Below are 21876 nucleotides of genomic sequence, written 5' to 3' on the forward strand. Positions count from 1 at the left end.
CACTGCCTTTAACACCATTACGAAAACGACAGAAGGATTGGACTATCATGAAAAACGTATTAGCAGCACTTTCAATTGCAGGTTTAGCATTCGCTTCAGCTTCTGCATTAGCTGGTGAAGATTTCACTAAATATGATACTGACGGTAACGGCACCATCAGCATGACTGAGGCAAAAGTAAATCAATCGCTTGCAGAGCAATTTACGCAACTAGACAGCAATGCCGACGGTGAGTTAAGCGAGTCTGAATTCGCAAATTATCAAGGCTAATCAAGCCGTCCAAAAGCAAGTCATATTTAGGAAATTTTAGGAGCAGAATGATGAAAAATGTACTTATCGCACTATCAATCACAGGTCTAACATTGGCTTCAGCAAATACTATTGCTGGTGAAGATTTCGCAAGCTATGACACAGATGGCAACAGTGCTATTAGCATGAGCGAAGCAAAAGTAAATACAGCGCTTATCGAGCAGTTTAAAGACTTAGATGTAAACGCTGACGGAGAACTAAACGAAACTGAGTTCTCTAACTTTAAAGGTTAATTTGCGACTAGAGCCGCAATGAGAGACGGGCATAGTGAGGAGAATGGCTATGAAACTTAGAACGGTATGTGCAACGACCATAGGTGTATTGGTGAGCACGATGGCACTGGCAGCAACCTTGTCATTTCAAGATGTAGACAAGGATAAAGACGGGCAGATCAGCCAGCAAGAAGCATCAGTATCATCAACACTACTTGGCCAGTTCGAGAAGCTAGATGCGGACAAAAATGGTCAGCTAAGTGCTTCTGAATTCTCTAACTTTAAAGGCTAGGAGGTCACAATGAAAAAGTTAGCAACAGCAATTACAGCCGCCACAGTACTTTTTGCCGGCTCAGCAATGGCAGCAGAATTTAACGATTTTGACTTAGACAAAGATGGTTTTATTTCTAAAAGTGAAGCGTCACTGTCAGAATCTCTTGCTTCAATCTTTGATAAGCTCGACAGCGACGGAGGTGGCAAACTGTCTGAGAAAGAATTTAATCAGTAAGCAAGTGGCAATCCAAAGCGCCACGCCTCCCCAAGCTCGACTTTGTAGTCGGGCTTTTTTTATTTCGAGCTGCTAGGGAGCTTAAGGTGTAGATAGGGAATCGATTAACTTAACTCATTAATCCAACGAAGTTCGCGGATCCATTTCTGCATTTTAGGAAAACCTTGCTTTGGGCAAGTCATATCCCACGCACTGAGTAATGGGTAGCCGAATCCGTTTCCTTCCTTAAAAGCAATTACGAAGCTAGCGCTAGCGCCTTTATAACCATCCTTATGTAATACGACCTCTAGAGGCAATCCAATATATTGAATAGCAGCAACCGACCAAGCAATGGCGGCCATTTCTTCACCTTGCATGGCTTGTTTCTCTCGGCCATTTTTTAGGCCATTTTTATACACGTCTTCATGAAGTTGGTCGCGGAATACTGGCTCACATACGGCAATATGACCAGCTTCGTGCAATATATCACCTGGATATCGCAATTTCTCATTATCGATATAAAGTATTCCCTTTACCGTTTTTAGACCAGGTAAAAATGTATTGTCTTCGACTTCATGAAATCGAAAAGGTAGTTGGATTTCGGTGAGAAAATCACAAATGCGTTTAGTATGCTCGTGCATGGTAATTCCTTTAATTGGCCAACTTACATTTTTAAGTGAGTTTAACCTAATGTTTGATTTGCGCAAATTACCATAAATTACAACTTATTATAGAGGTAGCTTGATCACCGCTAGCATCTCACCATCGTCTTCATTGATTCCAATTTCTTGAAAGCCAAAACTTGCGTAAAATGGTTTGGCAACGGGGTTACTTGGTACATAACAGATTTCTATGGTGGCAAGGTTTGGTGTCTGCTTGATTTCTTCGAGTGCGAGGGTGAGCGCTTTACGCCCAATCCCTTGTTGCTGAAATTGCTGATCAACCATAAAGCGCCAAATGGAGATGCGCTCTATACTCTCTTGTACCCACATTAGCATCCCAACAGCTTCATCATCTTGATAAATTGCGCGTGTGGTATAGCCATCATTAAATTTTGATTCCACGATGGAAAACATGTTGCAGGCTACCAAATCTTGCTGCTCAGGGCTGACATCTAAATCGCAAATGGCTTCGTAGTTTTGTTTATCAATGGCTCTTAGAGAGATATTCATCACGGCGTCCTTGTATTGTTATAGAAACACTATTTTAAATATGGTTGTTTTGGCAAGAGAAAGTTTGCTTTATTAGCCGCACAATCATTGACCGTTAAGCGCTTCTTCCCCACACTGGAAAGCACCTTCGGCTTTATGTCGTTTTGCCTAAAACAAGGACCTTGTGATGCAGCTTACCAGATTACTTAATATCTCCATTCCTATGATCCAAGCGCCAATGGCAGGTGTGCAAAATTGGCGCTTAGCGGTCGCAGCGACAAATGCCGGAATACTCGGTTCAATCCCTTGCGGGATGCTGAGTAAAGAGCAGGTCGTTGTAGAAATTGAGCATTTTAAAGCATATGCTTCAGGCCCATATAACCTTAACTTTTTTTGCCATGAGATGCCGGAGCCTGACCCTTATCAGCAAGATAAGTGGAAGAAAAAGCTGGCTTCATATTACGATGAGCTTGAGTTAACACCTACTGATGAAATGGGGATCTTAAGACGCCCATTTGATAGGGAAATGGCTGAGGCCATTGCGCCTTATAAACCTCCCGTGATCAGTTTTCATTTTGGGCTTCCTGATACTGAACTGGTCGAGTTCGTAAAATCGTGGGGGACGACTATTTTGTCTTCCGCAACGACCTTGGAAGAGGGGATATGGTTAGCTGAAAATGGTGCAGACATTGTGATAGCGCAAGGGATTGAAGCGGGTGGGCACAGGGCAACCTTCACCGAGACAAAACTTGAGTCTCAACTGCATACTCGACAATTGGTCACTATCCTCGCTGATGCGCTATCGGTTCCTGTAGTCGCTGCAGGTGGTATTGCTTCTCATCATGATGTCACTATGATGCACGAATTGGGTGCCTGTGGAACACAAATCGGCACTTGCTTCTTACTATGTGATGAGGCTAGCACCTCTTTGGTACATCGAAGTGCACTTAAGTCACTGGCTGAGCCATCCGCCGTGACCAATGTGTTCTCTGGTCGCCCTGCGCGTGGGATCGAAAATCGACTAATGATAGATCTCAGCTTTATTAATGATGATGTACCCACTTTTCCATATGCATCAGCTGCTTTGACACCATTACGCGCCGCTGCTGAAAAGCAAGGAAGTGGAGATTTTAGCCCGCTTTGGGCTGGGGTTAACCGCCAAGGTTGCATGGAAGTTAGTACACAAGAGATGGTAGAACATCTATGGAATGTTAAATAAAATATTTAGGTTAACAAGTTTGACGCATTTCGAGTTTATGCTCTAGCGTTTTATAACAAGGCCAACCCAGTTGTGCCTTGCTCTTTGTTACCTACGTAAGTCGATTATTTGCTTGGGTGACGTATTCGTTATGACAATAATAAACACGGAGTCGTGCATGAGACATTCTATTTTAACAGCAGCGTTATTCGCTTCTTTTTCTTCGCTGGCAACCCCTACTTGCCCAAGTATTACCGCACTAGAAACCCAGTATGCTGCGCCTAATATGGCCAAGCGTAGCTTTTCTAGCTCGTTTAACAAATACTTATCTTGGCTACCAAGTTACCATATGGTGCATGATCAAGTAACCGTTGTCGGGGCTGTCACTCAGATCACTGCTAAATTTGACTACGGTAGCATCACTCATAAAGACTTGGAATTCGAGTCGGTGGAGTTTTACTACCGTGCTGAGTCGGACACAAATTGGCAGTATCTTGGTGAGCAAACCACCAATGGCGATGGCAAGGCGTTTATCACCTTGCCCGAGTTATCGGTAGGTCAGTATCGTATATACGCAGGCGTACCAGCTGATGGCACCGGTGCACAAGGTTATGTCACGGTTGTTGAGCCAGGCACTCAAGCGGTCCTGTTTGACATCGATGGCACATTGACCGAATCCGATGCCGAGCAAATTGGCGACTATACCGGAATAGATCATGCCGACCCCAAAGATGGTGCCTATGATTTAGTTCGCCACTATCTTGATTTGGGCTATCAACCCGTATTTTTGACAGCCAGAGTGTATTGGTATGCTAAAGGGACGCGCGGTTGGTTAAATTGGATGGGCTTACCGCAAGGCTTTCTACGCACATCACTCAGTAATGAAACCAGTTTGTTTAAAACAGCAGAATATAAAACTGCGGAGATTAATCGCTTAAAGGCGCAGGGCATTGATGTCGTTCGTGCTTATGGTAATGCCAAAACAGATGCTGAAGCCTTTATCAAAGCGGGGATCCCAGCTTCAGAAGCGTTTACTATTGGTTCTGATGCCGGACATTACGGTACCACAGCAATTACCGGCAATAGTTACCAAGTGCATTTAGGTGAACTCACAACTTATCCTCACGCTGACTGCTTGTAGACCTTACCCTCGATTGAATCTAATTTTTAGAAATTCGCAAAAGGAGCCGTATTTTGGCTTCTTTTGGGGAACCCTGTGTGTACTAACCTCTGGGCCTAGGTACTAGCTTACACTGCCATTATTTACTGTTGTTTACGTAATATTCATTAAAATTTCATTTTTTACATTATTCTGGCTTGACCTCTGACCATTGTAATCTAAAGTTTATTTGTTATAAAAATGTAATAATTGGAGCAAGTACATGAAAAGGCTAATTCTCAGCGCCCTGCTAGGGTTGCTATCGGTCGTTACCTCTCCCGCCCACAGCGGTGAGGAATTAGAGTATCCCGTGGTCTTAGTTCACGGTCTATTTGGTTTTGATAATCTGCTCGGGATGGATTATTTTTATCGCGTACCACAAGTGATCCATGACGAAGGTGGGCAGGTTTATGTTGCAGAAGTATCATCAGCCCATAATTCAGAATTGCGTGGTGAGCAACTACTAGAGCAAGTTGCGTTGGTTCGAGCATTAACGGGTAAAGACAAAGTTAATTTGATTGGCCACAGCCAAGGCGCGCAAACTATTCGCTATGTCGCCTCAGTTAAACCTGAGTGGGTGGCCTCAGCGACTAGTATTGGTGGCGTAAACTGGGGTAGCCGTTTTGCTGATGTTGTTCGCGGTGGAGTAGACAGTGGCTCATTTTCGGAGCAGTTTTTAGCGTCGCTTGCTAACGGCCTTGCGGGGTTGATTGATTTGTTATCTGGTAAAGCCACCGCACCAAAAGACGCACTCGAAGCACTAGGTGCTTTGACCACGGCTGGCACATCAGCATTTAACCAAAAATACCCAGAGGGTGTGCCAAGTCATTATTGTGGCGAAACGCAAAGTCTAGCGAGCAATGGCGTGCATTATTTTTCATGGAGTGGCAGCAAAGCATGGACCAACGTATTTGACCCCGCTGACAACGCACTTGCACTGTTCTCTCAAGTCTTTGATGAAGCCAACGACGGCCTAGTATCAGCTTGTTCTAGTAATTTAGGTCAGGTGATCAATAACCAATTCAAAATGAACCATTTAGATCAGGTAAACCACACCATTGGTATTCATCACTTGTTCGAAACTGACCCATTAACCGTTTATCGTCAGCATATTCGCCGTTTAAAAGGTTTGGCGCTATGAAAAAGTGGGGCCTTTTGCTAATCATTTTGACTATGCTGTCGCTGTTTTATATCGAGAGTGAACAGCAAGAGACGCCGCGTCATGTTCCCCGGTTCGCGGAGTTATCTGAGCTGAAAAATGATGCGCATAAGGTCCCACAACCCACAAGGAGTGCATCTGCAAGCGTCCATTGTGAGATCATTAATAAACAGCATAAGCACCAAATCGACGATTGGCTTTTTGAGCTACAAAACCATAACCAAGCCGAGCAGTGGCAAGCTTATCTGGAATTATTACCACAATGCCTTCACGAAGTTGCAGGTCTCTACGTGCAATTTAAGCAGGCCCTAATTGATGTGGATACGCATCTTAATCTACTAGAACGTGTTGAGCTACTACACGCACTGCAGCGGCAATTTTTTACGGATGAAGTGATTGCAGTTTGGTTTGAAGATGATAATGCGTGGGATACGCAAGCTTTGAGTCGCTGGCAAATTTTGTCAGACGCATCTATATCGGAATCGCAAAAGCAGCAATTAATTGAAACGCATATCAGTGAACTCCCAAAGCGCGAACAAGCGTTATTTCAAACCTCAGCCCAGTTACACACCCTAAACGCAAATTGGCAGCAAAAACACTATAACGAATTAAGTGCTGAATATGGCGATAAAGCCGCAACGCGTATACTTGAAGTCCAGAAGCAACAAAAGTATTGGCAGCAAAAACTACAAAGTTTTATGCTGCAAAAGCAAAATATTTTAGCCGAGCTCGGTGATAGCCAAATCGCAACAGAAAAAGTCGAGTCACTACTCAAACAAACCTTTACGGAGAACGAGCAAAAGCGAGTTGCTGTATTGGTTAAGTGATAATTTTTTAGTTATTGATAAGATGTATAGGTCGATTACGTGGAGCAGCCAAACCTGCAGCCATGAGCCCATCTTGGTAGCTGGTAAATACAATCAAACAAACAGTAAAACATGAAAATTGAACCGAACCTGTGGCAGCTTTATTTACAAGTGTATTTTCAACCAATACAACCAATCCGCTTTGATACACGGGGCGCTATCTTAAGTCTGTGGAATCCACATGGAAAGGTACTCTGTGAAGATAAAAATCAACGCTTATCACGATTTTGGCAAGGGGCTTTACAGCGCGTAAATGTGCCTTATCAGTTGCTGTGGGGCGGTGATCAGCAAATGCAATATCGAGAGTTAAGTGTTTATATAAAGTGTGATTTAGCATCGGGGTTGCGGTGGGCGGCATGATTAAACCAATTGGGGTTTTATTTTGTCGAAGATAATCACTTGCATCTCTATAACAGTAGCGATAAAGCGCAAAGCGATGTGGTGACGGATAAGTTCGTATCTCGGCTTTGCTTTGCCAAATTACCAAAGCAGAACCAAGCAATACAACCAAAAAGCAGGGCCTAAATTAGGCCCTGCTTGCGCTACTTAATTGGTTTATTTTAAGTCAAAGCGGTCTAGTTGCATTACCTTCACCCAAGCGGCGATAAAATCGTCTACAAACTTCTGTTTGGCATCGTCCGATGCATAGACTTCGGTAATTGCGCGAAGCTCAGAGTTAGAACCAAAGATTAAATCAACCGGGGTTGCCGTCCATTTTATCTCTCCAGTTTTACGGTCACGGCCTTCGTATAAGCCTTCTTGCCCCTCTACCTTTGACCATTTAGTCGACATATCTAGCAGGTTAACAAAGAAGTCGTTGCTCAACTGACCTGGTTTGTCAGTAAATACACCGTGCTCTGAACCTTTGTAGTTTGCGTCTAAGCTACGTAGTCCGCCTAATAGTACCGTCATTTCAGGTACAGATAGGTCCAACATATTGGCTTTGTCTACTAACATTTCAGTTGGTGACATAAATGCTTCATCACTGTAATAGTTACGGAACGCGTCAGCTTTTGGCTCCAGATAGCTAAATGATAAGACATCTGTTTGTGCTTGTGAGGCATCGGTACGGCCCGGTTTAAACGCTACATTTACTTTGTAGCCTGCGTCGTTTGCGGCTTTTTCAACTGCCGCAGAACCACCTAACACAATCAAGTCGGCTATAGAGACCGCTTTTTTGCCAGCGCGTTTATTAAAGCGGGTTTGAATCTCCGTCAATGTAGCTAGTACTTTGTTTACCTCGTCAGGGTTGTTTATCTCCCAACTTACCTGAGGCTCGAGGCGTAAACGGCCACCGTTTGCACCACCACGCATATCAGTAACACGGTGGCTAGATGCTGCCGACCATGCCGTTCTGATCAGTTCTTGCTTTGTTAGACCTGAGTTCAAGATTGATTTTTTCAGGGCGCTTATGTCCTTATTATCAATCATCTTGTAATCCGCTTTTGGAATTGGATCTTGCCAAGTCAGCACTTCGCTTGGTACTTCTGAACCCACATAACGGGCTCTTGGACCCATATCACGGTGGGTCAATTTGAACCAAGCCTTCGCGAACGCCAACTCATATTGCTTTGGATCTTTGCGGAAGCGTTCAATGACCTTACGATATTCAGGGTCAAATTTTAATGCCAAATCCGTGGTGAACATTATTGGTGCGTGGCGTTTACCTTCAATGTGGGCGTCTGGCACTAGGTTTGCCGCAGCTTTGTTGTCAGGGATCCATTGGGTCGCGCCTGCTGGGCTTTTTGTCATTACCCAATTGAAATTCATTAGGTTGTCGAGATAATTGGTTGACCATTGAGTTGGTGTGACCGTCCAAGCCCCTTCTAAACCACTTGTTGTGGTGTCTGCACCTTTACCCGAACCGCATTTATTTTTCCAACCTAGACCTTGTGCTTCAATCTCTGCAGCGGCTGGTTCTTTACCCACACAATCAGATGGCTTTTTCGCGCCATGTGCTTTACCAAAGGTGTGACCACCCGCGATCAGTGCGACCACTTCTTCGTCGTTCATGGCCATGCGACCAAATGACATGCGAATATCTTTTGCGGCAAGTAATGGGTCTGGTTTACCGTGTGGACCTTCAGGATTGACATAAATAAGTCCCATTTCAACGGCTGCCAATGGACCCTTTAGCTTGCCTTTTTTGTCACGACGCTCGTCTTTTAAGAAAGCATCTTCTGGCCCCCAATAGACTAAATCAGGTTCCCAATCATCTTGACGGCCACCTGCGAAACCAAAGGTCTTAAAGCCCATTGACTCAAGCGCAACGTTGCCTGCTAAGACCATTAAGTCTGCCCACGATAGGCTACGGCCGTATTTTTGTTTAATCGGCCACAATAATCGTCTTGCTTTGTCTAAGTTCGCGTTATCAGGCCAGCTGTTTAACGGATCGAAACGTTGTTGGCCACCTGCCGAGCCACCACGGCCATCGTGTACACGATAGACCCCAGCGCTATGCCATGCCATACGGATCATAAATGGACCATAATGTCCCCAATCAGCAGGCCACCAGTCTTGCGAATCAGTGAGTGTTTGCTCAATGTCTTTTTTGACTTGCTTAAGATCTAGTTTGCTAAATTCAGCGGCATAGTCAAAGCTTGCGCCATAAGGGTTGGATTCTGGGCTGTGTTGTCTTAATGGGCTTAGGTTTAGTTGTTCTGGCCACCAAAATTGGTTGGTTTTCGCTTCGCTCATTGCAGCAAAGCTCGGGGCTGATAGCGTTGTTGTTACTGCGAGCGCGACGGCAGACAACATCGTTCTAGATTTTCTATTCATGGGGTTTTCCCTCGTAATTAAAGTGTGTCTCAAACTGCGTGTTAAACTTTAGTTCACAAATTAAAAAGAGAAAATCCAGAAAAACAAATTGGTATGTTCGGAAAAATAAATCGATAAAAAATCTAACTTATCAAAGTGTTATGTTTATCTTCTATAGCAAGAATATTTTTGAAGTAAAACTTTAATTTAGTCTTTTGCAATAATTGGCTTAAAACAGAAAGCTTGTAAGATCATATTGAATTTTGGTAGCTAGCTAGGTGCGCAAAGATAGTGCTTAATAGTCTCGTAATTGTATTGGGTATGAAAAAATATACAGCGGAGTAATGAGTCCTACTCCGCTTTATTCGCTAATATTGAAAATAGCAATGGCACTTGATGCCTGATATCTTGCTAAAGGGGGGATTGATACGCAAACCCCCTTAGAGCTATAAAGAGCAAGGCTACGGGCAGGGGCCTGAAAATGAAAACATCGGCTCTCCATGTAGGTCGTAGTAAGTGTGTGTACAACTATCACCACCGCCGCCACCACCGGTATTACCATGGCCTTGACTCAGCGGAATATTTCCCCAATTTGGGCTTGAACTACTTCCACCGCCGCCACCGCCGCCAGTACTACCAGAGCCACTTACCGTTTTAGGAAATGTTTTATCTATCGCGTCGGCTAAACACTTAGATATTTGACTGGCCTTCATTATTCCGACGCTACCGCCACTCTTCTGAATATCGAACAACCTTTCACCTCCAATTACAGTTCTTCGAGCATTGACCTCAGCATCCACGGTGCCATCAAGCATTTTTAAATCGAATACGACTTGATTTCGTGTACCTGCACCAAAGTATTTTGAGTGAACGGTAAAGTCGGTAACAATTTGCTTAGTTGTATCAAAATACTCCACAGTACCACCGATCCCAATAGAATAGATAGCGGCTTGAAAGTTGGCACCTGTTATCCTTATATCTTGGAATGAGCCTTTATAATTGCTATCACGATCCGCCTTATCATTAGCTTCAATTCCTAATTTACCTCTTGCTGAAAGATTATGAGCTAAATCCCATGCCTTCATCTCTGGGCTATTACTACAGTCGGTGGCTAACGTATTGGCCGATGTAGCTATACTGTTGAATGGTAGGTTTGACTGGGTAGAGCCAGCAACTAAAGAATCAAAACTAAAGTCCTGCCTTAAACTACGAGTGACATTCGTCATCACTTTGTAGCCATTGACGATAGTTTTATGAAGCGTTATCACATCAGCGGGGATCTGTTGCATATCGGCGATTTCAATAGTTAGATCTAGGGATATACCGCCTTGATTTTTATGCCTAATATAAAAGCCGTATGCTCGTTCTTGTGCGATGTCATAAACCACTAATTTGTTGGCAGCTGAATAGCAAGCTTCATCTTCTGGTCCACCAGAACTACCGACGAAGCATTGCATGGTGGGGACGTATTTAGATCTTGATGCGATACTTCTTGCCTCACTATAACCACAGTTATCACAAATGACAGACTCGTAGAAGTCTCTTGAACTAGTTGATGCCTCATTTGAACTTGCGCTGCTGCTGTTGGAGTTAAAAAGTAAAACAAAAAACAGTAATGTAATTACCTTCATATTATTTCCTTATATATTGGTCAATTCACGCACTGATTTTACATTTATTTCTTTAAGTGTAAACATTTATTTATCATAACTCTGCTTGTTGCGCGCATTTAGGTTTTGGCTTTTTAAAATGTAGCCCCCGCTTTATTCGCCATTATTGAAAATAGCAATGGTACCTGATTCCCTTCGCTCAATAACTGAAAACCGTGTCCAGACACTGCCTCTAAACCTTCAAAGCAGTTATATGGACTAAAAGGGTGCTCATCGAAGTGGGTAATTGTAAGACCAGCTTGCATTAAGGACTGCATCACTTCGGCGATTGAGTGTGGCCAAGTCGCAATGGTTTGTTTGCTATCTTGGTGGTTCTCGGTATAGGTTGATTCTTCGCTAATATCCGGCTGAGTTTGTGGGAAGTAAGGGTAGCCCAAATGAAGGTCAATACTTGGGTGAAACTCCACAAAACAAAACTGACCGCCGGGCTTTAATGCACGGGCAATAGTGGCAGCCCACTGAGATAAATCTTGTAACCAGCAAATGGTGCCATAGGATGCAAAGACAATGTCGAATTGTGTGGTATTTTCAAGCCCAAATTGCGCGATATCCTGACAGATAAAACTGGCATCGAGCCCAGTTTGTTGAGCCAACGTATTTGCTCGCGTAATGGCTTCTGTTGAAAAGTCAACGCCAGTTACCTTAGCCCCCAACCTTGCGAATGATAGGCTATCTAAGCCGAAGTGACATTGTAGGTGAAGCAGACTCTTGCCTGATACATTACCAAGTAGCTCACATTCTATGTGATTGAGCGAAGAGGTACCTTGTAAAAAGCGATTGACGTCATAAAACTCAGAGTCAAAATGTGCCTTGGCTCGTTCTTCCCATGCCGCACGATTGAGAGAGACATAATCCATATTGCATTCCCTATTTTTGTGGATTTTCTTTAATGATAACGAGTAATTAAACCGGGGTAAGACTGCCCCGGCTTGGTTGGGATCCTGTTTATTTCTTCGGGTCGTGCTTGTCGAACCACCACTGAATATAAGCTACTTTGTTTAGCAGGTTAGATGGCCTTTTGGTTATTCCGTGTGAGGCATCTGGAATTCTGACCATAGCTGTTTCTACACCTTGCAGCTTAAGCGCTTGATAATACTGCTCAGTTTCTGAGATTGGTGTACGATAATCCGCTTCACCTGTCAGTAGCATGGTTGGGGTTTTTACATTACCCACATAGCTAATAGGCGAGCGTTTCATATAATGTTCCATGTGCTCCCATGGTTTTCCTGGGAACCAGTAGTCCGCAAAAAATGGATAGAAATCTGCTGTTAATACAAAGCTATACCAGTTGATCACCGGTTTTGCTACGACTGCTGCTGCGAATCTATCCGTGTGACCGACAGTCCACGCGGTGAGCACGCCGCCACCTGAACCGCCCGTAACAAACAAGCGGTCTTTGTCTATATAGCCTTCGCCAATCAGGTGATCTACACCTGTCATTAGGTCATCAAAGTCATGACTTGGGTAGTTATGGTGGATAGTTTGAGCAAACTCTTTGCCGTAGGAGTCGCTGCCTCGTGGATTCATGTAAAGCACTACGCTGCCTTGGGCAGCAAAAAGCTGTACCTCGGCGCTAAAGTGTGGGCCATAGTTTGCAACTGGGCCACCGTGGATCTCAAGTACTAGCGGATACTTTTTAGATTTATCGAACCCAGGAGGGTAGGCGACCCAAGCTTGAATTGGCAGTTGATCATGTGTCGACTTTAGCCAAACTTCTTCAACTTTTGCCAGTGTTTTATCGCCAAGGGCATCTTCGTTCAGCTTTGTAATTGGTCTTGGCTCGCCGCGTTTTACAATTGCGACATCGGCAGGGCGCTGGGTATCTGCGAGTGTAAAAGCCACTAATCCACGGTCACTGATGGCATAGTCACCACCTGAATAGGGGCGACCAAAACTAACACTACCAATGGCATCCGTTATCAGCTCAAAACGCCCTTTTAACGGCTGATAGCCAAGTGTGGTTTTNCGTAACTTACATAGACGCCACGGCTGTTGGCGGCCCAAGTGACAGAGGCAAGGCTTCTATCTAAATCGGCTGCATAGGTTTTGGTTTCGCCTGATTTGAGATCTTTGACATAGAGTAGGCTATTCTCGTAATTGGTTTTTTTATCATCATAACCAAGGTAAGCCAGATAGCGGCCATTAGGTGACACCTCTGGGTGATTATCTGGGCCAACTCGGTCAGTTACCGCTGTGATTTCAAGCGAGTTTAGGTCTAGCTTATAGACTTCGCTGTTGGTTGGGTTTAATTGGTTATCCTTGTGGCGATTAGCCGAAAAATACAGCGCCTTTGCGTCATCAGCAAAACTCAGTTCGCCGCCATGATCAAAGTTGCCAGAGGTTAACTGTTTTGCGTTGCCACCGTTGGCGTCAATTTTGAAAATATGATTAAAGCCCGGTTCGGTATAACCAGCACCGTCGGCGCGATAATATACCTCATCGATAAATACGGGGGGTTTTGCCCATTCTGCCCCTTTAGGTTTCCCTGCAACAGATACCGGTGGTGCCTTTTGGCTGGGAACAAACTGGCTAAAGTATAAGCTTTTACCATCTGGTGACCAATGTAGTCCTGATGGTCCATGGGTTAAATTGCTGATCTTGGCAATGGCACCGGTTGCTAACCATTTCACATAAATTTGGCTGCTACCGTCGCGAGTAGAAACAAAAGCGATGCGATCATTACTAGGCGACAGCACAGGAGAATAATCCATGTGCAATCCAGAGGTAACTGGCTGCATTGCATTGGTAGCAAGGTCTACAGACCAAATATTACCGACTTTTCTATCACTTTTGATATCCATGCGGTTGCGCACGAAGAAGACTTTGTCACCGTCATTGGTGATGTCAATTTGATTAGCATATTCAAGATTAAATATATCGGTTGGCTCAAGCGATGCGGCTTGCACAGCGCAAGCTGAGCTTGCAATAGCGACGCCTGCTAGAAAGTATTTCATGACTCATCCTGTTTCTAATTATCATTTCCACTATGCGCCATATTGCAGCTTAATCAACTCTTTGCGGTGAACAAATTAAAAATCCATAAAAAAGTGCTTTACCTCAACTTAGCTTGCGGTTTTATTGTTGCCACCAGTTGGCGAAATTTATAATGAAGAGGATGATATGTACTTAGAACACGTAAATTTGGTAGTTAGCGACCTAGAAGAGGTGCTTCACTTTTATCGCGCCGCATTTCCTCACTGGAAAGTTAGAAGCAAAGGGCAAGGCGAATGGTACGGCAAAGCACGAACTTGGCTGCATTTTGGTGATGACTATCATTATATAGCGTTTAGCGATCACGGTGAGGGTCAAAACAGAGCACTCGAAGGTCACCAAGTCGGCTTGGCACATTTTGCCTATGTGGTTCAAAGTGTCGAGCGTGTCGTCAATAGGTTAACCGAAGCAGGTTATGTAGTCGATAAAGTCGGAGCGCAGCATCCGCACCGAAAAAACGTTTACTTTATTGATCCAGCCGGATACGAAATTGAGTTTGTGGAATACATGAGTGATCTGCCTTCTGAGCGTAATAGTGATTAATGTAAAAAATAGGCCCAAACTCGGGCCTATTCGTGCGTTATATCTATTGTTGATAGTTTGACCAATGTTTAATTTGTTCAAATACCGCTTTCGGTGGTGCCGTTTCCTCATGCACTAATTGAATGTCGGTATGCATGATGGACCGTTTAGGACGCATTTCAGTCGTTTGATGCGAATGACCGCTGTTCGCACCACTCCAGAAGCGTGTAAAATTCAGTATTAAGCTTGACCATTCATCGTAGTCAGTCAAAATGGATGCGTTTTCGCTGTCATCATTGAGGTTAAAGTCCACTAAAATATCAGAAGTGCTGCCATTACAGTTGAAATCAATGGCTTCTGAGTTGGGATTATTAAGGCCTTTTGATTCGTCCAACTTGGCTTCGTCTAATGGCAGGTTTTTACCATGAGAGTAGTCAATAACAAAGTTCGTAATATCATCTGTCGGGCCGTTTAAAATTGCAGTGCCTTCCGGAAAGCAGTTTTCGTTTTTACGGAACCAGCGACGTAAGTATCGATCGCCTTCGTTATTGCCAATGGTTGATAAGCCACTGAGTTGATACAAATAATTCATCACGCTAAAGTGATTTGGCTTAAAGTTAGTATTTTCATTGCCGCCGTGATACAAACCGAGATTATGCCCCAGTTCGTGCATAATCGTTCCTGCTTGGTAGTTGTAGGTCACATTGGTCATGAGCTCAGACTCTAAGTTCAGTCCCCAATTCCCCAGCGAGATAATAAGGTCGTTGCCAAATAATTCAGCTAAGCCAGAAGATCCGCCACTGCCGTCTGCTTCTTGACTGTTTGCCATCAGCATATAGTGAAAAATTGGCCGGCGTTTAAGGTCAAAATGCTTGGCTTTGTGATCAAGAATACTCGGCGCTTGCTCTGAACTTGCAAAGGTTGTGGTTTGTACAAAGGGGATCTGCTCGCCGCCACCCAAATCATGTTGTTCAGGTGATAAGCCTTCTGTTTGGTGATACAAGTTACCTACGTCAAAGTGCACTGCTATATCTTGAGCTGCAAACGCCGCTTTTACTTTGTCTAGCGCGGGTTTGTGAGGCGTAATACCTGCATCATTACTTTCCATATAGTCAACTTCTATGAAAATATCTCTGACGCCAGCTCGTGCACCCCATTCGTATAAAGGTAAGCCTGCGAATGTGCCACCAGGCTGCTCTGAACAATCAGGGATTCCATCTAAGTCCTCATCTTTATCACAGAGCACATCATTATTGCCGCCAGGTGTAAAAAAGGCGGCAGATTGCCAATCGCTAATCGAATTGGTATCTGTTAATAGGCTTGTTCTAACAAGGCTTTGACCTAGTTGATTTGAAACTGGTAATAACTCGGCACTTTCTTGCCATTCTGAAGGCGTTGCTGGTGCTTTATCACTTTCACCAAAACGGACAAAATCAACCGTTTCACCTTGCTTGTTTTGTAATTCGACATACCCAGATATATACCATGCTGGCGCAAACTGTCCATCGCCGACTAGCATCAACTGATTAGAGCTTGTAACGCTGCGCTGCCATGTTTGAGGTCCATGTTCATTTTGCACCACGATATATTCGCCCGGTTCAAGTAGCTGTGACTTCAACGGAAAGACTTTAGTGCCGCCATCATTGTAGTTTTCCAACTCGATGCTTTCGGCAACAAGTTGATAATTACTCAAATCGATAGTTTCGTCTGTACCGTTGTAGATTTCTACCCAGCGGTTATCATCGATATACCTAGACGATGAAATCTCGGTGATAAGTAAATCTTTCTGTCCAGTGACAAAAGTAAGCTTTTCAGCTTGGGCGATGGCAGTTCCATAAAAGTTGGTCACCGTTTCTGAGATGGTTAATTCATATTCAGTGCCTGCTTTAAGGGACTCCATTGGTGTTATAGAAAAAGCGTATCCATCTTCTTGCTGTGTTTGTCCTACTGAAAATTCTACGCAAGTTTGATTACCAGATTCTCTTAGATGAATTGCACCATTACACTCTGAAGTACCAATTTCACTTGACCAAGACGCGGACATATTGTCGTCAAAGTGCAACTGGATCTCACCTGTTAAGCTAACCCGAGTCGCTGAGGACTCTGGCAAACTTGTCATTAGTCGTGGTGCTGATGTATCGATAATTTCTATCTGAACTTCTGCAGAGTTTGTGAGGTCGCCATCGCTCACACCGAAGTGCAAAATTTCTTTAGTTATGTTGTTATGAGTTGGGGTATAGCTGTATGTCTGCGTTGTTGCATTAATTAATTCAACAACACCCGAAAGTGCCGGCTCAAAAGTGACCTCCAGTGCATCGCCATCTTCATCTTTTACATCCAGAGTAAATTCTAAGGTGTTGTTATATTCAAGGCTGTGTTCTGAACCTGTAATTAGAGGGGCTCTATTTATTTGTTTGATGGTGACAGAAACTTCTTTTTCTGTCTTATCACCGTCATCATCAGTAGCAGTTATCAAGAAGGCTACTTTGGTATCTTCAGTGACTTCTGGTGCAGTAAAAGAAAGGCTAGAATCGCCCAAGGTAAGATCGATGACGTCTGGTCCTGAAGTTTGTTTTATAGTGCGAGACGAAATTGATCCATCACTGTCTGAAATTGTCACCCCACCACTTAGGAAGCTCCGCTCCCCAATGCTTGCTTCGATTGCGGTTACGATTTCTGGTGGAGTATTCTTATCATCACCGCCAAAAAGGTCACAAGCACTCAGGTGTACTAATCCTAAGCTGATTAAAGAGAGTTGAAATATTTTTTTATTCATTATTATTTTCTCTGATTGTTACAATATACTTACTAAAAACTTACCCTTTTTAGGGTCTTTAAGTACAGAGGTTGATGTTAATGAATGTAAAAATAGTCAACGCGGGGTTTATTCTGCTCTTAGCTTGGCTGTTAAAACATGATCTTCCCATTTTCCAGCAATGCGTAGATATTGCTTAGCATAGCCTTCTTGTTCAAAGCCTAGTTTTTGCAACACTCGTGCGCTTGCCACGTTGCTGGGCATATAATTTGCCATGATCCTATGCATGTTTCGCTGATCGAACATATGTAAGATTGCAGCTTTTAAGATCTCGGTCATATAGCCTTGGCCCGCAAATTGTGATGCTATGGAATAGCCTAAATAACAAGCTTGAAACGGACCTCGTGCAACTTGGGTGAAGCTACATAGCCCAGCTATCTGAGACCGTTCTGGCAATAACGCAATAACGCAATAACGCAATAAAGTGATAAGCGGTATCGGACTGTGCGGCATGTTCGGCTTGCTCTGTGTGAGCCAACCAATAATCCATTGAGTAGTAGCTTGGTTCTCTAGGTGATAAGTGACAAGCTTCTCTGCATGCTCTGAAGTGAGTGCAACAAGTTTTGTTCTTGCTGTACGGATCATATCCTCAATAATCCAAACTTCTCGTCATTTACCCACTTGCCGTTAATTTGGAAGTTATGTTTTAGCGTGCCTTCAAGCTCAAATCCTAGTTTCTTGAGTAAATGGTGAGAGGCATGATTTCCTTGGGTAACGGTGGCGATGAGCTTGTGGTAATTACATTGGTACAAGGCAAAATCAATGACGGCTCTAGAAGCTTCAAAGGCGTAACCCTTTCCTTGAAACTCGGGGGAAAGCATAAAACCTAACTCAGCCTGTTGAAACGGCGTCCACATACTTAAAAATCCGTGTAGTCCAATAGGGGTCGCCGTGGCCGTTTCTTCAATCACTAAGGTGAGCCAAGTGTTATCTTCTTTGTGCCACTGCCCAAGTCCGGCGCTTAAACCACGGTTAAACTTTTCACGCAGCGTAGCTTCATCGGTGATCTCACCGACAAAACGCATGACATCTGGTTGTTGATGAAGTTCTAACCATAGCGGCCAATCTGTATTAAGTATAGGTCTTAAGGTAAGTCTTTCTGTGGTGAGCTGCATGTAAAGTCCTTTCGCTGAGTTAACTTCACTTATTAAACATGTACCGCCAGACTATCACAAATTATTGATTTATCACGTTTCTTATTTCTTCAATTAAGGCAATGCTCGCCTCATTGTCACCGTGAACGCATAAGGTGTCGGCGCGTAAGGCAAGTGACTTCCCACTTGCAGTTGTAACACTACCTTGCTGATGTAATTGCTTAACTTGCGCAAGTAGCGCTGGTTTGTCATGCACTGCGCCCGCTTCAGAACGGGGAGTCAGTAAGCCTTCATCGGTGTAAAGCCTATCGGCAAAGGCTTCAAAAATCAGTGATACGTTATAGTCGTCGGCGAGTTGTTGGTGACTTGCTTGTTGCGCAGTGGCTAGCACCATCAACTTAAGCTCACTTGGGTAGTGTGAAATGGCCTTGATAACACAGCTTAATATCCTTTGTGACTTCATCATATCGTTATAAAGTGCACCGTGTGGTTTTACATAACTTAGCGTCAAGCCTTGCACCTTTGCCATCCCTTCAATTGCGGCAATTTGGTAATGTAAGGCGTTGATGATCTCTTGCTCAGAGAGTTGCATTGAGCGGCGGCCAAACCCTTGGCGATCTGGATAGCTTGGATGCGCGCCAAGCGTCACTTGATGCGTGTTGATCAGCTTTAGTGTTTGCGCGAGTACATCAGGATCTCCTGCGTGAAAACCACAAGCGACATTGGCCATGTCGATATGTGGCATTACGTGTTCGTCTAACCCCATTTTCCAAGCGCCAAAGCTTTCACCCAAGTCGCAATTTAATAACATGCTTATTTCCTACTTCGTTACTGCAAGCTCTAAATCTTGTCTATCTGTCACCAATAAATGGTGTGGACTATTCATAATACAAAACTCAGGTGCCGCTTTTGCTATGGCTAACTGAGCTGTCAGGCTGGAACCCCAAAAAACCGGAAGCTGCCCCTCTTTACAAATCAATGGCTCGCCAAAATTGGGCTTGCTAAGATCTTTGATCCCAACCTCATTAGGTTCACCAAAATGAAGTGGCAACGCATAGGGAAGTCGGCTCAGTGTTGCCGCTTGAATGGCACTAATAAGATTTTGCTTGGTTAATGGGCGCATCGCCAATATTTGATTCGCCTCGTACTTATCCACTGAGTTGCAAGGCAAGTTACTGATGTAAAGTGGTAAAGGCGTGGTTGGGTTCGCCGATGGTGGGTTTATTCCATACTGCGCGAGTAAGTTATCAAAAGAAAGATAACTGGCAAAAGCAAAGGTAACTAAATCGTCGCGCCAGTGCTCTTCTATGTTATGGCATTCTTGGGCGAGCTGGCCATACTTTAAAATCTGATACTTGGGGAGGTGGTAGCGGATGTCTATATCTTTCCCCAAAGTGTCAAAGTTAAAATTACCCGGCTCGCTGGGCGGAATAATCAGCTTGCAAACAGATTGATTACTCTCACAAAAGCGAAAGAATGAATATGCTTCGCTTTGTGGCAAAATAATCACGTTACATTGTGTGAACCCAGGCACGAACCCTTTAGTAGGGCCCGTATAATCACCATCCTTGATCATTTTTCTTATTGCATGTGGTGCACTTAAAGAAGCACTGGGATCCATAGATTCCTCCAATTAGTGGTTTACTGTAACAGGCAGTGAACCTTCCGCTTTTGCTATTCCTAAAATCACTTTGGCCAGCGCCGTGTAGGCAGGCCCAGCTATTTTTTTATCATGATTTACGTCTACATTATAAGCATAACTTGCTAATACTGCGTTACTAAGCGGGCCAAAGGTACTAATTTCGTATGGTGCTCTTAGGCTGATAAATAGCTGCTTTTTACCCAGTTCCTGACCGTATTGCAGTAATGCTTTCAGCGCTTCAGGTTGTACATTACGCGCCACCCCATGCTCTCGTAACTTTTTCACATCGTCCATACCGCCAATCTCTACCGCACTTTGCGGTGGCGATGCATGTGCGGCGATTATCACGTCGGCCTGTTTAATTGCATCATGTGCAATGTTTGGGTCGTAGGCTTGTAAGCTTGTACAAGAAAGTGTAAGCGAGTTTTTGCTGTATGTTTGCAATGCTTGCTCGAGCGCAAAACATTTTTGTCTATCAGGCATGATAAGGTGAACAACTTGTGCGTTATCTCTGAGCGGTAATACACCATCGTTTTTTACTTCGGTGATAGCCGCTAGTGCAAGCTCAGCTTCTAAGCGACGATGGCTTGGATTACCCAGTGTTGAATTGGCAATGGCCAAAGAAGCGCTCGATTGTGGCAGCTTTGTCTTGAGCTTAGCGATACGGGCCATAGAACTGCTAAGTTGTTCTTGGTTTAGTTTATTGGTATCAAGCGCTGCGGTTAGCTCTGCCATATATTGCTCAAAGCGTTTGATATCTGCACGATTGCGAATAGCAATAGGCATTAGCGCGATATCCACGCCAGCGTTAAACGTTTCAATGGTTGCATCGACTGGATTAAAAAAGTCGCTGATCCCAGCCATATCTAACGCATCGGTGACGGTCACGCCTTGGTATCCCAACTCGTGTCTTAGTAGTTGTGTCATGATCTGATAAGACATAGTCGCGGGCCTTATCATGCTCTCACCTTGAGAGTTAACGACTTTACTGTTGTCGAGCGCCGGATATTGAATATGGGCTGTCATTATCATGCCAGGAGGCGATGCTTTGATTATCTCGGCAAAGGGCAATAAATCTTGCTGGTTAATTTTGTCGCGGTCGTGATCAACACGAGGTAGTCCCGTGTGGCTATCAACATGTGTATCACCGTGGCCAGGAAAATGCTTTAGCGCAGAGAGAACGCCTGCGGCCTCAAATGCTTTTACCTGCGCAAGACCTAATTTGGCGACCACTTTTGGATTTTCCGAGAATGAACGCACATTGATCACCGGATTGTTCGGGTTGCTGTTCACATCTACCGTTGGGGCGAAGTTTACGTTGATCCCTAAGCTATTTAGCTCTTTTCCAATTGCGCTTGCCACTTTGGTTGCGTAAGTATCACCCTGTTTTGGATAGGTTGCTCCAATGCTCATATTGCCGGTAAACGACGTTGCTTGTTCACGATTTATTCGCGCAACACGACCACCTTCTTGATCGATGGCAACAAATAAAGGAAGTTGACTTTTACTTTGTTGTGCCGCACTTTGCAAAGCATTGGTTAGACTGACGATTTGCGCGGTGTTTTGCACATTTTCGGCGAACAAAATAGCGCCACCGATGTCGTATTTACTAATTAATTCGGACAGCTCAGGCGGTAAAGTTGTCATCGCTGCTCTACAATCTCCACTTGGCCTTTTGCTTTCACCGCAGTAATAGCGGAAATCGAGCATAAGCTTTTGTCCAAGCATTTGCGAAGTGGTCAGTGGCACTTGTGCTGCTGTTGCGTGAGCTGAAGTGATGAAACTCATGAATGTGATAGTTCCTAAAGTAGTGAGTAGAGATAATAATTGCACAATCAATAATAA

21 protein-coding genes and 1 pseudogene are annotated in these 21876 nt (G+C 44.1%); 10 read left to right on the plus strand and 12 right to left on the minus strand.

Features of this window, described 5'->3' with window-relative positions; translation table 11 throughout:
* The first annotated feature begins 47 nt into the window (after positions 1-47).
* From CKO50_RS16835 to CKO50_RS16850, 4 genes are read left to right on the plus strand one after another with little or no spacing between them, the layout of a single operon-like run.
* Complete coding sequence (locus CKO50_RS16835; RefSeq protein WP_095729092.1) at positions 48-269, plus strand: calmodulin; 222 nt, start codon at positions 48-50, stop codon at positions 267-269.
* A gap of 50 nt (positions 270-319) precedes the next feature.
* Complete coding sequence (locus tag CKO50_RS16840; RefSeq protein WP_095729093.1) at positions 320-541, plus strand: calmodulin; 222 nt, start codon at positions 320-322, stop codon at positions 539-541.
* 49 nt (positions 542-590) lie between these two features.
* Positions 591-812, plus strand: a complete 222-nt coding sequence (locus CKO50_RS16845; protein WP_010375684.1) for a crotonobetainyl-CoA--carnitine CoA-transferase — start codon at positions 591-593, stop codon at positions 810-812.
* Between the two features lie 9 nt (positions 813-821).
* Complete coding sequence (locus tag CKO50_RS16850) at positions 822-1028, plus strand: calmodulin (protein ID WP_095729094.1); 207 nt, start codon at positions 822-824, stop codon at positions 1026-1028.
* Between the two features lie 104 nt (positions 1029-1132).
* Here the strand turns inward: CKO50_RS16850 and CKO50_RS16855 are convergent, their stop codons facing one another.
* Both CKO50_RS16855 and CKO50_RS16860 read right to left on the minus strand, forming a co-directional pair.
* The gene (locus tag CKO50_RS16855) at positions 1133-1648 is read right to left on the minus strand and encodes a hypothetical protein (RefSeq protein WP_095729095.1); all 516 of its coding nucleotides are present in this window, start codon (positions 1646-1648) and stop codon (positions 1133-1135) included.
* 87 nt (positions 1649-1735) lie between these two features.
* Entirely contained in the window at positions 1736-2179 is a 444-nt protein-coding gene (locus CKO50_RS16860) for an N-acetyltransferase (protein WP_095729096.1), read from the minus strand.
* A gap of 166 nt (positions 2180-2345) precedes the next feature.
* Between CKO50_RS16860 and CKO50_RS16865 the strand changes: the two genes are divergently transcribed.
* The 5 genes from CKO50_RS16865 to CKO50_RS24820 all read left to right on the plus strand — a co-directional run bounded on the left by CKO50_RS16865 (position 2346) and on the right by CKO50_RS24820 (position 6900).
* Positions 2346-3377, plus strand: coding sequence for a nitronate monooxygenase family protein (locus tag CKO50_RS16865; protein ID WP_095729097.1), 1032 nt, complete (start codon positions 2346-2348; stop codon positions 3375-3377).
* Positions 3378-3534: 157 nt separating this feature from the next.
* Positions 3535-4497 (plus strand): phosphatidylinositol transfer protein, encoded by a 963-nt coding sequence (locus CKO50_RS16870; protein ID WP_095729098.1) that lies wholly within the window; start codon positions 3535-3537, stop codon positions 4495-4497.
* A 241-nt stretch (positions 4498-4738) separates the two neighbouring features.
* Positions 4739-5656, plus strand: a complete 918-nt coding sequence (locus CKO50_RS16875) for a triacylglycerol lipase (protein WP_095729099.1) — start codon at positions 4739-4741, stop codon at positions 5654-5656.
* A complete protein-coding gene (locus CKO50_RS16880; RefSeq protein WP_095729100.1) occupies positions 5653-6501 on the plus strand; it encodes a lipase secretion chaperone in 849 nt (282 codons plus the stop codon). The genes CKO50_RS16875 and CKO50_RS16880 overlap by 4 nt, the downstream gene beginning before the upstream one ends.
* 111 nt (positions 6502-6612) lie before the next feature.
* Positions 6613-6900, plus strand: a complete 288-nt coding sequence (locus tag CKO50_RS24820) for a hypothetical protein (RefSeq protein WP_255230221.1) — start codon at positions 6613-6615, stop codon at positions 6898-6900.
* 195 nt (positions 6901-7095) lie between these two features.
* Here CKO50_RS24820 and katG read toward each other — a convergent pair whose 3' ends face one another.
* The 4 genes and pseudogenes from katG to CKO50_RS16905 form a co-directional block, all read right to left on the minus strand.
* On the minus strand, positions 7096-9318 hold the full coding sequence (katG, locus tag CKO50_RS16890; protein ID WP_176474695.1) for a catalase/peroxidase HPI: 2223 nt from the start codon (positions 9316-9318) through the stop codon (positions 7096-7098).
* Between the two features lie 440 nt (positions 9319-9758).
* Positions 9759-10928 carry a hypothetical protein gene (locus tag CKO50_RS16895; RefSeq protein WP_095729101.1) on the minus strand — a complete coding sequence of 390 codons (1170 nt, stop codon included), beginning with the start codon at positions 10926-10928 and terminating at the stop codon, positions 9759-9761.
* Between the two features lie 113 nt (positions 10929-11041).
* On the minus strand, positions 11042-11824 hold the full coding sequence (locus tag CKO50_RS16900; protein ID WP_095729102.1) for a class I SAM-dependent methyltransferase: 783 nt from the start codon (positions 11822-11824) through the stop codon (positions 11042-11044).
* 88 nt (positions 11825-11912) lie between these two features.
* A pseudogene (locus CKO50_RS16905) lies at positions 11913-13921 on the minus strand (prolyl oligopeptidase family serine peptidase).
* A gap of 166 nt (positions 13922-14087) precedes the next feature.
* On the opposite strand from CKO50_RS16905, the gene CKO50_RS16910 reads away from it, so the two are divergent.
* On the plus strand, positions 14088-14501 hold the full coding sequence (locus CKO50_RS16910) for a VOC family protein (RefSeq protein ID WP_095729125.1): 414 nt from the start codon (positions 14088-14090) through the stop codon (positions 14499-14501).
* Between the two features lie 43 nt (positions 14502-14544).
* On the opposite strand, the gene CKO50_RS16915 is transcribed toward CKO50_RS16910, so the two are convergent.
* From CKO50_RS16915 to CKO50_RS16945, 6 genes are all read right to left on the minus strand, one after another.
* Positions 14545-17256 carry an Ig-like domain-containing protein gene (locus CKO50_RS16915; protein WP_176474696.1) on the minus strand — a complete coding sequence of 904 codons (2712 nt, stop codon included), beginning with the start codon at positions 17254-17256 and terminating at the stop codon, positions 14545-14547.
* Between the two features lie 108 nt (positions 17257-17364).
* The gene (locus CKO50_RS16925) at positions 17365-17880 is read right to left on the minus strand and encodes a GNAT family N-acetyltransferase (RefSeq protein ID WP_255230225.1); all 516 of its coding nucleotides are present in this window, start codon (positions 17878-17880) and stop codon (positions 17365-17367) included.
* Complete coding sequence (locus tag CKO50_RS16930; RefSeq protein WP_095729103.1) at positions 17877-18410, minus strand: GNAT family N-acetyltransferase; 534 nt, start codon at positions 18408-18410, stop codon at positions 17877-17879. The genes CKO50_RS16925 and CKO50_RS16930 overlap by 4 nt, the downstream gene beginning before the upstream one ends.
* Positions 18411-18471: 61 nt before the next feature.
* Positions 18472-19200 (minus strand): 5-oxoprolinase subunit PxpA, encoded by a 729-nt coding sequence (locus CKO50_RS16935; RefSeq protein ID WP_095729104.1) that lies wholly within the window; start codon positions 19198-19200, stop codon positions 18472-18474.
* 9 nt (positions 19201-19209) lie between these two features.
* The gene (locus CKO50_RS16940) at positions 19210-20010 is read right to left on the minus strand and encodes a DUF1445 domain-containing protein (RefSeq protein ID WP_095729105.1); all 801 of its coding nucleotides are present in this window, start codon (positions 20008-20010) and stop codon (positions 19210-19212) included.
* Positions 20011-20022: 12 nt separating this feature from the next.
* Positions 20023-21819 (minus strand): glycoside hydrolase family 3 protein, encoded by a 1797-nt coding sequence (locus CKO50_RS16945; RefSeq protein ID WP_095729106.1) that lies wholly within the window; start codon positions 21817-21819, stop codon positions 20023-20025.
* Positions 21820-21876 lie beyond the last annotated feature (57 nt).

The sequence above is a fragment of the Pseudoalteromonas sp. HM-SA03 genome (assembly GCF_002289345.1).
Taxonomy (GTDB): domain Bacteria; phylum Pseudomonadota; class Gammaproteobacteria; order Enterobacterales; family Alteromonadaceae; genus Pseudoalteromonas.